We start from the raw sequence: 14126 nt of genomic DNA, 5'->3' as shown, positions 1-14126 counted from the left end.
TGAAATGGGGCGGTCGGATATATGCGTATAATGGGATTGGACTATGGCGACCGCAGGATCGGAGTTGCAATCAGTGATGCCCTGCAATGGACAGCCCAGGGAGTTGGAATGATTGAGACAAGACGGGAAGGCCAGGAGCTTGACGAGATTGCAAAGCTGATCAGCCAGCATGAAGTAAGTGAAATCGTAGTCGGACTGCCGAAGAATATGAATGGTACAATTGGTCCGCGTGGCGAAATTTGCATCGCATTTGCGCAAGCATTGCGCGAGAAGCTTAACTTACCTGTTCACCTCTGGGATGAACGGCTGACTACAAAATCCGCTGAGCGCACACTGCTTGAGGCGGACGTCAGCCGCAAGAAAAGAAGGTTAGTGGTTGATAAGATGGCCGCTATGCTCATTTTGCAAAATTTTCTCGACTCTAAAACGAAAAGGTGAGGGTAACGATGACAAAGGACGACATGCAGTTTGAAGAGCCGGAAATTATTTATATTCCGGATGAAGATGGCAACGAGGAAGAATTCGAAGTCATTATGAAATTTGAGGTCGACGGCTCCGACCAAAAGTATATGATGGTTGTGCCGCTCGGATCTGAAGACGAAGACGAATCCGAAGAGGTGTACGCATTCCGCTATGAAGAGGAAGGCGACGATCTGAAGCTGTATACCATTGACGATGAAGAAGAATGGAATATGGTAGAGGAAACGTTTAATACGCTGCTTGGTGAAATAGAGGATGAAGATTAATGCACGATAGCAATGCCAGGCAGCTCAAGCGGGTCCGGCTGCTGCAGGAATCTTACGGACGCGAAGTCGGGCTTGTCGCGGACAGCGGAGCCGAGGAGATGTACCGGATTGCCGCTGAGTTCCAACTCGGCGCAACCCTTTATGCTGCGCTTCAGACAGCGGCAATGAAGAAGAAAGACGAGCTTGATTTCTTCCGGATTATTGAGCTTGGCGATGGCGAGTATACCCTGGAGTCTCTGGATGATGAGGATGAATGGGATGCAGTTGCCGAGGCTTATGATGAGCTGATGTTCGAAGAAGCTGACATACAATAACCAGATTGACCAGAGGGCGGTGCGAACCGCCCTTTTTTTGAAGTATAAGCATTTATAAGTTTCACTAAAACGGCTTTTATTTCTGCGTGAAACGAAGCTGTGTCTGTCAAAAACGGCACAGGTCCGGTCAAATCAATCAGGCATCCAGGAGTTACCTAGTACCGCGAAATGTGGCTGCCCCGTCGATATGACGGCGGCAGCTATTTTTTGGAAATCAGCATACCATTGCTCAAGGGGGACGAAAAGAAAGTGGATACGCCAATACGCCGGGGCCGAATTACACTATGGGTCATTATTACATTGTTGGGCCTGATACTACTGGCCGCCGCTGGCGCTGCCGGCTATGTATGGAATGGCCTCCGGCCTGCCGCCGCGGGGGATACGAAGCTTGTCACCATTCCAAAGGGCTCAAGCCCGTTCAAGGTTGCCGAAGTGCTGGAGAAAGAGGGAATTATCCGCAACGCCTTTTTATTCAAATATTATTTGCGTTACAAAAACGAGGGCAGCCAGTTCCAGGCGGGCTCTTATGAGCTTGCGCCGGGGATGGAGCCGGAGTCTATTATTGCCAAGCTCAACAGCGGCGATACCGCCAAAGAAGAAACGGTCCAATTTACTATTCCGGAAGGCTACACGGTATTGCAGATTGCCGACAAGCTGAGCGCAGAAGGTCTGGTCGACAAACAACAGTTCCTGGAGCTGGCAGAATCCAAAGAGATGATGTCCTATTCGGCTGAGGCTGCTCTTATTGAGCCAATGCCTGATATGCATCATCTGCTTGAAGGCTATATGTTCCCGGAAACTTATGAGATGAAGAAGGGCAGCACGGCGAAGGAGATTATGATCCGGATGCTTCAGGAAATGGACCGTAAGCTGGCCAAGCTTCCGGAGGAATGGGATACGGTGCTGGAGCAGCGCAAGCTGAACTTTCATCAGATGCTGACAATTGCCTCCCTCATTGAGCGCGAGGTGGTCAATGACGATGAACGCCCAATTGTAGCCGGAGTTATCTATAACCGTCTCAAGCAGGGTATGAAGCTGCAAATTGATGCAACGGTTCAATATATGCTGGACAAGCCTAAGGAAAGGCTGTTAATTAAAGACACGGAAATTAAAGGGCCTTATAATACGTATCTGATCAGCGGACTTCCGCCAGGACCAATTTCAAGCCCGTCTCTGGCTTCGATTGAAGCGGCGCTGTATCCGCAGGAGAACGATTATTTATATTACGTTACGAAGAAGGATGGCACATCCGCTCATTACTTCGGCAAAACGTATAATGAACATTTGAAAAATAAAAAGAAAAGTGAAGCGAACGAGAAGAACGGAGGAAAAAGCGTTGACGGTTAAGCCTGAGCTGCTGGTGACGGCAGCATCAATGGAGGAGCTGGTGCGTCTGGCCGAGGCAGGTGCGGATGCTTTCCTGCTGGGAGAATCGCGTTTTGGCATGCGTCTGGCAGGCGAATTTAATTTGGAGAAATTGCTGGAAGCTGTTAACTATGCGAATCCGCACGGCATTAAAATTTATGTGGCTATGAACAATCTGATTGATAATGAAACCGTTCCTCTGCTGCCGAACTACGTCAGGGCACTGGCAAATGCCGGGGTGGATGCGGTTGTATTCGGTGACCCGGCCGTATTAATGGCGGTCAGGGAGCATGCGCCGAAGCTCAAGCTGCACTGGAATACGGAAATGACCTCGACCAACTATGCGACGGCGAACTACTGGGGACGCAAAGGGGCAGGCCGCTTCGTGCTGGCCCGCGAGCTGAATCTGGATGAGGTGCTGGATATCAAGCGCAATACGCCGATGGAGGTTCAGGTCCAGGTACACGGGCTGACAAATATTTATCACTCCAAGCGCAGCCTGGTGAACAGTTATATGGACTATAGAACCAGCTCAGGGACAGTAGAGTCCTCTTCTCTCGTAACAGACAAGGACAGCGGCCTCTACCTGATCGAGGTAGAACGACAGGAGGAACGATATCCAATCTATCAAGACCTCAACGGAACACATATTATGAGCTCCGATGATATTTGCATGCTGGAAAGTCTGCATGAGCTGATGGAAGCCGGGGTAGACAGCTTCAAAGTTGAAGGACTGCTGAAATCGCCGGATTACAACGAAATCGTAGTGAAAGCATACCGGAAAGTGATTGATGCCTATTTTGCAAATCCTGAGTCTTATCAATTTGATGAGGACATATTAGATGAAATTAAGGCAGTTCAAGATCCGGACCGTGAGCTTTCCTTCGGATTTTTCTATAAGGAACAAGTGTATTAATGGGCGATGCAAGGGGGGATTAGCCTATGGAAACCTTAACTAAAATCAAGTACCGCGGCAAGCGGCACCGTCTTGACCGTCCGGAGCTGCTGGCGCCTGCCGGCAACCTGGAGAAGCTGAAATTTGCCGTGCATTACGGGGCTGACGCCGTATACATCGGAGGGCAGCACTACGGACTCCGGTCGGGTGCAGACAATTTCAGTCTGGAAGAAATGAAAGAGGGCGTCAAATTTGCGGAAAAATACGGAGCCAAGGTATTTGTAGCAACGAATATTTACGCCCATAATGAGGATCTGGCCGGTATTGAGGCTTATCTGAAAGGGCTGGAGGAAGCCGGAATTGCGGCGATTATTGCCGCTGATCCGATTATTGTGGATACGGCCATGCGTGTAGCTCCCAAGCTTGAGGTCCACTTGAGCACCCAGCAGTCTATCTTGAACTGGCAAGCCGTGAAGTTCTGGAAGGACGAGGGCCTGCCGAGGGTTGTACTGGCACGTGAGACATCGCTGGAGGAAATCGCCGAGATCAAGTCCAATGTGGACATTGAAATAGAAGCCTTTATTCACGGTGCAATGTGCTCTTCGTTCTCGGGACGCTGCGTACTGTCCAACCACTTTACAGACCGTGACTCGAACCGCGGCGGCTGCTCGCAGTCGTGCCGCTGGAAGTATGATCTGTTTGTGGATCAGGACATGGTCAATTCCGCGGAGGAAAATAAATTTACGATGGGCTCCAAGGATTTGTGCATGATTGAACATTTGCCGGAGCTGATCGAGGCCGGAGTGGACAGCTTCAAGATTGAGGGACGCATGAAGAGTGTCCATTATGTCGCTACAGTGGTCAACGCTTATCGTCAGGCAATCGATGCGTATTTTGACAACCCGGTGGGCTATAAATTGAAGCCGGAATGGGTTGAAGAAATTAACAAGTCGGCCAACCGTCCACTGAATACCGGATTCTTTTTCCAGACGCCGGGTGCCAAAGAACATATTTACGAGGCAGAGGAAAAGGCGGCACCTTATGATTTTGCCGGAGTTGTGCTGGAGTATGATGAGGCAAGCGGAATCGCTCTCGTTCAGCAGCGAAACCACTTTAAGCCGGGCCAGGAGGTTGAGTTCTTTGGACCGGGCGGAACCTTCTTCAAACAAATCGTCGGACAGATTGCCGATGAAACGGGAACTGGGCTGGATGCAGCACGGCATCCGATGCAGAAGATTCGCATGAAAGTGGATCATCCGGTCAAAGCGATGGACATGATGCGGAAAAAAATAAGATAACAGGTAATCTCTATCAAGGTTCAAAATCTATATGTATGTTTAGCAGATATGGAACTTATTAGGATGCAAATGTAAAAGCATTATTCTTCCGCTTTAGAAGAATGATGCTTTTTTGCTATGAGAAAAGGCTGATTAATGTATATAATGTTCATGTATATAGACCTAAATGCCAAAATGTATATACTAGGTCTATGGAATTAATGCTACAATCGGTGCATGCTGTTGATGTAAGCTCTTACTTTATGCCGTAAAGAATAAAAAAGGAGGTTTTTTTTGCATTTTTTATTAAAATTCCTCATGTTTCCGAACAGTTTGACCGATAAGAGAAGTAATACATATTTTGCTCCGATATTATGAATGTACAGGTGGTGCCGTCATGAAACTCATGGACAAATTAAAAAAGAAAGATAGGTCCAAAGAATTAAGTAAGGTGAAAAATGCAAGGGGAGAAATGAAAGCGATACATAATCTTCTGGAGAAGAGCAGTTTTAATGTGTTCAAGTCTGTAGGCGCCAAACTTGTCTTGCTCATTTTCTGCAGTATTTTGATTTGCGTGCTTGTGGTCGGTTTGACTTCCTATTCAACATCCAAAAATATTATCCAGACCAAGGTAGCGGATTTCAGCCAGCAGACGGTTGCCGAGGCTGCAAGCAAAATGGACATTTTGTTCCAGGCGTATGAGGACCTGTCGCTGCAGGTGATTTTTGACCGGGAAATTCAGGATAATATCCTGATCTTGAAAAAGCAGCAGGAGCCGGTATTCCGGGTATTTGAAGCCTCCAAAAATATGGAGACGAAGCTGATGACGCTGATGATGAGCAATAAGTCGATATTGGCTGCCAACCTGATTCCGCTCGATGAGAAGTACACAGGCGTTAACTATGGTGGAGCAAGAATCGACTATGCTGAAGCCAAGGAGAAGGATTGGTATCAGGCTGCACTGAAGCAGGACGGCAGGCCGGTATGGCTGCCAACCGAGGTGAAGGGCTTTAGCGGCATGCTGAACGAACCTGTAATCGGGGTCACCCGTCTCATCAAGAATACGTCCACCAATGAAGCAGCTTTTGTGTTGCTGATTGAAATCAAATACAACGATATTGCTGATCAGCTGTCAGGACTTGCGCTTGGTGATGATAGTGTCGTACGCATTCTGGATGAGAACAAGCATATTATGTATTCCAAAAATATTGAAGATCTCGGACAGGAAAGCGGCATTCAATTCCCGGAGGAGAACTCCGGCAATGACAAAGCAATACGCACAGTTTTGAATGGAAATGAAATTCTCGTTGTGCATGATTCCTTCAAGCTGATGGATTGGAAATTGATCGGAGAAATTCCTGTATCCGAGCTTGTAAAAGATGCCAAGAAAATTCAGGAATTGACCTGGATCTTTGTTGGAGTCGGTGTGCTGCTTGCTATCGGTATCGGCTTCATTGTCATTCGCCTCATTGTCGTTCCGCTGATGCAGATTCGCAATCTGATGGTTGAAGGGGAAAAAGGCAATCTGACAGTACGTTCCTCCATTAAGAGCAAGGATGAGATCGGCCAATTGTCCGGAAGCTTTAACCAGATGATGGAGAAAATTACGGCGCTCGTCAACCAGACGAACCAGTCGGCACAAGAAGTGCTGCAGACAGCCGGAGAGCTGACAGAAGCATCGAGAAAGACTTCGGTATCGGCCAGAGAAATTTCTATTGCTACGGAAGAGATCGCCACGGGCGCTTCGAGCCTGGCTATGGAAGCTGAGCGGGGCGCAGACCTGACTTCCGGTATCGGCACCCAGATGAAGCTGGTTATCGAAGCCAATCATCAGATGGTCGGTGCCGCAGGCGAGGTTGAGAGCGCGAGCAAACAGGGGACGGAGCACATGTCCGCACTAATTGAGAAGACAGGCATGACAGAGGAAATGACCCGTTCTATGGTGGAGAAGGTAGATCGTCTGAAGGACAGTACCCGCTCTATCCGCAAAATTCTTGAAGTGCTGAACTCTTTGACCAAGCAGACGAATATTTTGTCTCTGAATGCTACGATTGAAGCGGCCAGAGCCGGCGCAGCAGGCAAGGGCTTCATGGTTGTTGCCGATGAAATCCGCAAGCTTGCGGACCAGTCCCGTCAATCCATTGACGTTGTTGGCCAAATTACAGAGACGATTCAGCGTGAAATCGATGAGACTGTTAATGTGTTGTCCGAGGCTTACCCGCTGTTCCAGGATCAGATTGTATCTGTTAAGGAAGCAAACCAGCTGTTCTATTCGGTACAAAGCCAGATGTCCCAATTCGTAGAGCGGCTGGATTCCGCTACACATTCCATCGAAAAGCTTGAACAATCCCAGTCCGTGCTGTCCGAGGCCATGGAAAATGTGAGCGGTGTAGCCGAGGAATCGTCGGCCACCTCGGAAGAGGTTGCTTCTCTGAGCAGTGAACAGCTGAGCATCAGCGAAGGGCTGGTGAATCTGTCAGGCAAGCTGGAGACAGTATCCAATGAGCTGAAGGGTTCACTATCACGTTTTAATACCAAGGCATAATCGTATAGTCTTGCAGCTACGGGCTTGGAATGCCCGGGGAGCAGCCAGATCATCGCAACAAACAATAAGGATGCCCGCAGCCCGAAATTCATTTTGGACTGCGGGCATCCTTTTGGCATATAGATCGTTAAGAGGCAACGGAACATGATTTGGCTTAACGCTACGGCAAGATGGAAATACTGTTCCTGAATGGAGGAACAGGCGATGAAGGACATAGCGGCAATCCGCAGACGCAGAAGAGAAGGGATGCGGCGCAGAATTTATTATTTTGGGCTTGTTGTAACGGCAGTAGCAATTATCCAGTTGGTACGGCTTGCATGGCTGCAATGGCTTCCTCACTCTCCCGCTGCTCCTGCTGTGCATCATTACCAGGATTACTCCGTAAACCAGCGTGAACGCGGACTCCTTCTAGATACTGGAAGAGCAGATTTTGCAGACCGCAAGGGACGGGCCATGACAGGCGAGACGGTCATGACGCTGGCTGCATTCCCTGTCAACACCAAGCTATGGACCCAGGCCGGGCAACTGGACAAGCTTGCGGCAATTTTGAATACCAGCCCTGTACGGCTGTATGACTGGCTATCCAAGCTGAGAGAGCCCGGATTCTATCATCGGCAGGGAGAGAAGCTGCCTTACCGGCTCTCCGGCAAACAATTGGAGCAGCTCGGTGCCATGAGGCTGGAAGGTATTCGGGTGCTTCCTTATCATGTCAGATACAAGCCGCCTTATGCTGCTATGCACGCGATCGGCTACATCAGCCAGCATCCGGAGCGGCTGGAGACACTGTACGGAAGCCAGTTGGAGCAGGGAAAACTAAAGCTGCATGACCGGATCGGCGGTGCAGGATTGGAGAAGTCTCTCGATTCGCTGCTGCATGGAATTGGGGGCGTAGCAGTTTCTCATTATACCGATGGGGTAAACAAGCCGCTTCATGGACTGGATATGCGTCTCGTAAGGTCTGAAAATCCATATTATCCATTGAAGGTCGTCACGACGCTTGATCTGGAGATTCAGGATCAACTCGAGCATTATCTGGACAAGCAGGGGCTAAAGGAAGGAGCTGTCGTTGTTCTGGATGCGAAAAATGCGGATATCGTGGCGATGGTCTCGCGGCCTGCCTATGATCCTTACCGGCTCGATGCCGGTGGGAAGGAAATGATAAACCGTGCGATTCATGCTATTGCTCCCGGTTCGGTATTCAAGCTGGTGACGGAAGCGGCGGCGCTGGAGGCGGGGGAGGCGGAGCTGGATGAAATGTTCCATTGCAACGGGGAATATGGCAAGTACGGTCTTTCTTGCTGGAAGCCTGGCGGCCACGGCACGATAACTTTGCGTGAAGGCCTGGCCCAATCCTGCAATATTGCCTTTGCGCGGCTTGGAGAGCGGCTGCAATACCAACAATTCATGCAGACAGCAGACCGGCTTGGCCTTGGCAAGCAGGTAGGCTGGGTAAGCGAGCAGGTGTTTAAGCCGCTTGGCCAGACGCTCAGGCTGCTTCAGGAGGAGGAGGGAGGCAGATTGTTCACCGCACTGCCGAAGGGCCGGGATGGCGGCTTGTTGGCACAGACGGCCATCGGACAACGGGACGTTGCGGTATCTCCGCTGCAGGCGGCCAATCTGGTGGTGACGCTGCTTCATAACGGACAGGTTAGAGCGCCACGCATCGTCTCCGAGATCCGTTACGCCAATGGCCATTTGATGAGCAGCCTGCCTGTCCGCAACCTGTATTCACCATATGGCCGGGTGGCTCCGGCTACAGCCAGAGCCTTGATTGAGGGGATGGAGGACGTGGTAGCATATGGCACAGGGACTTCGCTCCAGGCGGCAAAGTGGAGGCTCGCTGGAAAATCGGGTACTGCGCAAACTCTATTCAATGGCAAGGAGCGCAACCATCAATGGTTTGTCGGTTACGGGCCTGTACAGGCGCCACGCTATTCAGTGGCGGTCGTTGCCGAGAACCGGCTCTCCGGCAGTCATAACCAGTCCACGATACTGTTCCGCGGGGTTATGGACATTCTCGCTGAACAGCCGTCAGGATGATGCCTCAGGGCCGCCGCCTGAGGGTGGGGCTGGCGGGATATCATCATATTCGCCAACCGGCTTGCGAATCCATTCGTGCAAATAGCCCTGTTCATACAACGCCTTGATCAAAATAACGAGTACCGGAGAGATAATGACCCCGGCTACCCCGAACAGGGACAGCGAGATAATCATGAACAAAAGGGTGGTAAAAGCGGATACTCCAAGAGAATCACCGGTAATTTTCGGCTCCAGTATTTGTCTGGCGAGAATTACAACCGCCAGCAATGCGGCCAGGCAGATCGCCAGAGTCGTCTCGCCGACTATGAACAAATAGATGATCCAAGGAATAAACAGGGTACTGACCCCAAGCAACGGCAGCACGTCAAATATTGCCGATATGACCGAAATGGTAAACGCATTTTTGACACCAAGAACAAGCAGTGCGATTAGTATGACGATAAAGGTAATACTGATCATTTTCATCTGAGCCTTCAAATAAGCGGCAATGCCGGAGAAGACATTGTCCTTCAGGAAGAAAAAAGCTTTCTTGAACGTGTTCGGTGTCTTATCTTCTGCTGTTTTCTTCCAGTCATTAATTTCAATGCTCAGGAAGTAGGCAAGTATGACAGCCAGCACAAGATTAAACATAAACTTGGAGAAGGATGTCAGAAATCCGACGAGTCCCGTTAAAAATCCTTTTGCCAGTCCGGTTCCCCATTCCGTGACGGAATCAATCCAATCCGCGGAACTGCTCAGGAAATCGGGTGGAATCAGGCTTGTTTTTTCACTGATATAGGCGGTAATGGCGGCGATCTGATCCTTCAGCTGATCCTGATAGGTCGGAATAAGCTTGATCAGGCCGGTAATCTGGTTAGTCAGCATGATCCCAGCGATTACGAATGCGCCCGCAATGACCATGGCAAAGAAAAGAATGGACAGCGCCGAAGCAATCGGCTTGCTGATTCCAATTTTGTTCAGCCGTTTGGCGAGCGGCTCAATCATAGCAAATATCACAAAGGAAAGAATAACAGGTGTGGCAATGCGGTATATAAAACTGAAGGCGTACATAATAAGATATACAGTAAGGACAATGAGCAAAATATCAAACGCAGTACGCCAATATTTCTTGTAAAAGGTAAGCATGAACGGTCTCCTCTACGGATATTTTAGGCAGCCTTATGTAAGGATTGTGCGATATCTTGGATGCATATGTTCGAGCTGTATTCTGATTGTACTATGTTTTCAAAAAGATGCCTATTCCTTGTTTCATTATGTTACAATATTATATGTGCGTCTATACGTTCGCCCTTGGCTTGACAGGGACAGATTACAGATGGCGGGGACAAAGAATATGGAGAATTTGATGCTTTGGGGATTCTACATTTTGACCTTTTACGCTTTTCTCCCGGGTCTGATCAGCAGAACGTTTGGTTTTCGGGTATTCAAGAGAGGGCATGTGAAGAATGAAATTTCACTCACCTTTGACGATGGGCCGGACCCCAAATATACTCCGTTGTTGCTGGATTTACTGGCAAAGTATGATGCGAAGGCAACATTTTTTGTTGTAGGCGCGAATGCGGAGAAGTATCCTGAACTGCTGAGGAGAATGTCAGACGAAGGTCATGTAATCGGAATTCATAATTATGTTCATAAGACAAACTGGCTTATGCGACCGAGGGAAGTAAGAAGGCAGATCAATCTGACTTCCGATATTATCAGGAAGGCGACCAGAACCATACCGGTTTATTATAGGCCGCCTTGGGGTATTGTCAATCTGTTTGATTTCTCGAGGCTTGGCTATTTGCAAATTATATTATGGTCTTCCATGTTTGGCGACTGGCGCCGACGGGTCGGTGTTAGACGGTTGACCAAACGGATGCTCAAGAAGCTGCGACCCGGTGAGGTGCTGCTGCTGCATGATTGCGGTACGACACTTGGTGCGGATTCGGATGCGCCGGCCAACATGCTGGAGGCGCTTGAAGTGTACTTGAAGGCAGGTACACAGAGCGGCTTCCGCTTTGTAACGATAGCGGAGATGATTGAGCTGTCAGATCGCCAGCGCGGCCGGAAACCAAGAAAGACAGGCATGTTCAAGCCGCTGCTCGTCAACGCATGGCTGGGATGGGAGCGGTTGTTCCATTTGATGTTCCGGCTGGAGCCCGTCGGTGAAGGCGGCGGCATGTTCTACTACCGTGTCCGTCCGTATCACGGCAAGACGCTTCAATTGCAGGATGGTCAGCAGATTCACAACAACGACAAAATTGTAGAACTGCATTTTGACAATGAGCGTCTGTTCAAGGTCATGAACAAGTCCAAATCACTGGTTCAGGTAGCAATTACGATGATCAGGGAAGTGGAGAAGGCGTTGCCTCTGATTTCCAGACAATTGGCGCTGCGGACAGATTACCGGGAACTCCGGGGTATATACGGTATCAGTTTGATCAACCGTGGTTCGGAGGGCTTTGGCTTCACTGTGCTGGAGCTGCCGCAAAATCTGTTTGGACGAATGACCCGGTTGTACTTGAAAATGCTGCTTGGCGTTCTGCATCCGACTGGGCTGCAGCGGGTAACAGACAGACGAGCGCAGCTAACACCCAAAATTATGGCGATGTCCATTGAAGAATTCAAAAAGCGGTACAGTTCGGGTTCCGGCCCGGAAGGGCAGCTACAGCAGAGTGCTGCCGATGTCAAACCCGGATTAAAGGATATGGCAAGAGAACTGAATTACGGTCAGGAAAAAACTGCTAAGGAACTCGTTCCGTAGCGGTTTTTTTTGCGTGAGCGGGGTTTTCAGTTGCAGCAAAACGGCTCTCAATTGGTTGAACACAAAGCGGCGCTGCCAAACTGGCAGCGCCGCTTACGATTTCTGTTTTAGATAAAAGTTTGAATTAGACCTTCATAACGCCGCCAGTGCTGGCAGAGGTAACGAGTTTGGAATAACGGGCCAGATAGCCGGTTTTAACCTTTGGTTCGAAGCCTTTCCAGTTTGCGCGGCGGGCAGCGAATTCTTCTTCGCTGATATGCAGCTCGATTTTACGGTTGTCCAGATCCAGCTCGATGATATCGCCGTCTTGTACAAATGCGATTGGACCGCCTTCAGCAGCTTCCGGCGAGATATGACCGATACTGATACCGCGGGATGCGCCGGAGAAGCGTCCGTCTGTAATCAGACCAACCTTCGCACCCAGACCCATACCTACGATTTGCGAGGTTGGAGCCAGCATTTCAGGCATTCCCGGTCCGCCTTTAGGTCCTTCATAACGGATAACGACAACATGTCCTTCTTTTACATGGCCGTTGGCAATACCGTACAACGCATCATCCTGGGAGTCGAAGCAGATCGCAGGGCCTTTATGGTAGCCGCCAACAGAAGCATCAACCGCGCCGACTTTAATAATACCGCCGTCCGGAGCCAGGTTGCCGAACAGTACAGCCAGTCCCCCGCGCTCGCTGTGCGGATTGTCAATCGGACGAATAACATCGTGGTCCAAAATCTCATGGCCCATTGCGTTCTCGCGAAGCGTCTTGCCGGTTACGGTTATACAATCGCCGTGAAGCGCGCCTTCTTTTTTGAACAGTTCGTTCAGGACCGCTGTTACGCCGCCTGCATTGTGCACATCCTCGATGTGGTAATCGGATGCCGGTGCAATCTTGGCCAGATGCGGTACACGGGCAGCAACTTCGTTGATGCGTTGAACCGGATATTCAAAGCCTGCTTCATGAGCAAGCGCAAGTGTGTGAAGGACAGTGTTGGTGGAACCGCCCATTGCCATATCAAGCGCGAATGCGTTGTCGATAGCTTCGATTGTAACGATATCGCGAGGCTTGATATCTTTCTCGATCAGCTCCATCAGCTGCTTCGCGGACTTTCTTACAAAGTCGCGGCGCTCAGGCGCAACAGCCAGGATGGTTCCGTTGCCCGGCAGAGCAAGTCCAAGTCCTTCAGCCAGACAGTTCATGGAATTCGCGGTGAACATTCCCGAGCAGGAACCGCATGTCGGACAGCCGAATTGCTCCAGCTCTTCCAGGCCCTTCTCATCGATTTTACCAGCCTGGAACGCGCCTACGCCTTCAAATACGCTGGAGAGGGAAATCGAACGGCCATCGGAAGTTTTACCAGCCTTCATCGGTCCGCCGCTGACAAATACAGTCGGGATGTTAACGCGCAATGCGCCCATCATCATGCCCGGTGTAATTTTGTCACAGTTCGGAATACAGACCATACCGTCGAACCAGTGAGCGGAAACAACGGTTTCCAGAGAATCTGCGATAATCTCGCGGCTCGGCAGGGAATAACGCATACCGATGTGACCCATGGCAATACCGTCGTCAACCCCGATTGTGTTGAACTCGAACGGCACGCCGCCAGCTTCACGGATAGCTTCTTTAACGATTTTGCCGAACTCCTGCAAGTGTACATGGCCTGGTACGATATCGATGTAGGAATTGCACACTGCGATAAACGGCTTGCCGAAATCCTCTTCTTTAACTCCAGCTGCACGAAGCAAGCTGCGGTGAGGCGCGCGGTCAAAGCCTTTCTTGATCATGTCGGATCTCATTTTTTTCTGCGCCATGGGAAAACCTCCTCCAAATGATAGATGCACATTAAGCGGGCGCCGGCCAGCCTTTTCTGCCCGGCAGACGACGATGGCCGCTGCGGACAGAAAAGGCTGAGCGTAGAACAGGATGCTGTGCATGCTTGTATAATTGTTATACAGGACGGAACCGGGAAAGTAGCGGATGAACCTCGCTTGCCGCCTGTATTTTTAAATTAATCGATACCTTCGAGTGTACCATATCAGACAAGCTATGGCTACCTTTCGACAAGCACTGTCGAAAAAGTAAAAGCTGGAGTTTGGACCTGGTCGCCCAATTTTCATGTAAGGTATTTTACATATACTTGAAAATGACGTTAAGTTTTATAACATAAAAAGGTTTACATCTTTCCTGACTATCAATATA

General features: G+C 49.8%; 11 protein-coding genes. 9 read left to right on the top strand and 2 right to left on the bottom strand.

The window, feature by feature from the left end; all coding sequences use genetic code 11:
• Positions 1–21 precede the first annotated feature (21 nt).
• From ruvX to H583_RS0118615, 8 genes are all read left to right on the top strand, one after another.
• Complete coding sequence (gene ruvX / locus H583_RS0118650) at positions 22–438, top strand: Holliday junction resolvase RuvX (RefSeq protein WP_028561797.1); 417 nt, start codon at positions 22–24, stop codon at positions 436–438.
• A gap of 8 nt (positions 439–446) precedes the next feature.
• A complete protein-coding gene (locus H583_RS0118645; protein ID WP_028561796.1) occupies positions 447–746 on the top strand; it encodes a DUF1292 domain-containing protein in 300 nt (99 codons plus the stop codon).
• Positions 746–1060: a DUF1292 domain-containing protein gene (locus H583_RS0118640; protein WP_051236620.1), complete on the top strand. Its 315-nt coding sequence runs from the start codon at positions 746–748 to the stop codon at positions 1058–1060. The genes H583_RS0118645 and H583_RS0118640 overlap by 1 nt, the downstream gene beginning before the upstream one ends.
• A 249-nt stretch (positions 1061–1309) precedes the next feature.
• Positions 1310–2407, top strand: a complete 1098-nt coding sequence (gene mltG, locus H583_RS0118635) for an endolytic transglycosylase MltG (RefSeq protein WP_245585937.1) — start codon at positions 1310–1312, stop codon at positions 2405–2407.
• Positions 2397–3341 carry a peptidase U32 family protein gene (locus H583_RS0118630; protein WP_028561793.1) on the top strand — a complete coding sequence of 315 codons (945 nt, stop codon included), beginning with the start codon at positions 2397–2399 and terminating at the stop codon, positions 3339–3341. The genes mltG and H583_RS0118630 overlap by 11 nt, the downstream gene beginning before the upstream one ends.
• 26 nt (positions 3342–3367) lie before the next feature.
• Positions 3368–4618, top strand: coding sequence for a peptidase U32 family protein (locus tag H583_RS0118625; RefSeq protein ID WP_028561792.1), 1251 nt, complete (start codon positions 3368–3370; stop codon positions 4616–4618).
• Between the two features lie 451 nt (positions 4619–5069).
• Positions 5070–7142, top strand: coding sequence for a methyl-accepting chemotaxis protein (locus H583_RS0118620; RefSeq protein WP_154665916.1), 2073 nt, complete (start codon positions 5070–5072; stop codon positions 7140–7142).
• A 204-nt stretch (positions 7143–7346) separates the two neighbouring features.
• Positions 7347–9182: a peptidoglycan D,D-transpeptidase FtsI family protein gene (locus H583_RS0118615; RefSeq protein WP_245585936.1), complete on the top strand. Its 1836-nt coding sequence runs from the start codon at positions 7347–7349 to the stop codon at positions 9180–9182.
• Here H583_RS0118615 and H583_RS33445 read toward each other — a convergent pair.
• Positions 9174–10307 (bottom strand): AI-2E family transporter, encoded by a 1134-nt coding sequence (locus tag H583_RS33445; RefSeq protein WP_036709947.1) that lies wholly within the window; start codon positions 10305–10307, stop codon positions 9174–9176. The genes H583_RS0118615 and H583_RS33445 overlap by 9 nt on opposite strands.
• 208 nt (positions 10308–10515) lie before the next feature.
• Here H583_RS33445 and H583_RS33440 point away from each other — a divergent pair, with 208 nt between their 5' ends.
• Positions 10516–11928 (top strand): polysaccharide deacetylase family protein, encoded by a 1413-nt coding sequence (locus H583_RS33440; protein ID WP_051236618.1) that lies wholly within the window; start codon positions 10516–10518, stop codon positions 11926–11928.
• Between the two features lie 124 nt (positions 11929–12052).
• Here H583_RS33440 and ilvD read toward each other — a convergent pair whose 3' ends face one another.
• On the bottom strand, positions 12053–13738 hold the full coding sequence (gene ilvD / locus H583_RS0118600; protein ID WP_028561789.1) for a dihydroxy-acid dehydratase: 1686 nt from the start codon (positions 13736–13738) through the stop codon (positions 12053–12055).
• Between the last annotated feature and the right edge of the window lie 388 nt (positions 13739–14126).

Origin of the sequence: Paenibacillus pinihumi DSM 23905 = JCM 16419, assembly GCF_000422505.1 — a bacterium.
In the GTDB taxonomy this organism is placed as follows: Bacteria; Bacillota; Bacilli; order Paenibacillales; family Paenibacillaceae; genus Paenibacillus_D; species Paenibacillus_D pinihumi.
The sequence above is the reverse complement of the archived record's forward strand: the minus strand, read 5'-3'. Positions and strand labels throughout refer to the sequence as shown.

Excerpts from the sequence above, each read along its gene's own strand:
- H583_RS33445 (WP_036709947.1), bottom strand. The coding sequence starts at position 10,307 with ATGCTTACCTTTTACAAGAAATATTGGCGTACTGCGTTTGATATTTTG.
- ruvX (WP_028561797.1), top strand. The coding sequence starts at position 22 with ATGCGTATAATGGGATTGGACTATGGCGACCGCAGGATCGGAGTTGCA.
- ilvD (WP_028561789.1), bottom strand. The coding sequence starts at position 13,738 with ATGGCGCAGAAAAAAATGAGATCCGACATGATCAAGAAAGGCTTTGAC.
- H583_RS33440 (WP_051236618.1), top strand. The coding sequence starts at position 10,516 with ATGGAGAATTTGATGCTTTGGGGATTCTACATTTTGACCTTTTACGCT.
- H583_RS0118615 (WP_245585936.1), top strand. The coding sequence starts at position 7,347 with ATGAAGGACATAGCGGCAATCCGCAGACGCAGAAGAGAAGGGATGCGG.
- H583_RS0118625 (WP_028561792.1), top strand. The coding sequence starts at position 3,368 with ATGGAAACCTTAACTAAAATCAAGTACCGCGGCAAGCGGCACCGTCTT.
- H583_RS0118640 (WP_051236620.1), top strand. The coding sequence starts at position 746 with ATGCACGATAGCAATGCCAGGCAGCTCAAGCGGGTCCGGCTGCTGCAG.
- H583_RS0118645 (WP_028561796.1), top strand. The coding sequence starts at position 447 with ATGACAAAGGACGACATGCAGTTTGAAGAGCCGGAAATTATTTATATT.
- H583_RS0118620 (WP_154665916.1), top strand. The coding sequence starts at position 5,070 with ATGAAAGCGATACATAATCTTCTGGAGAAGAGCAGTTTTAATGTGTTC.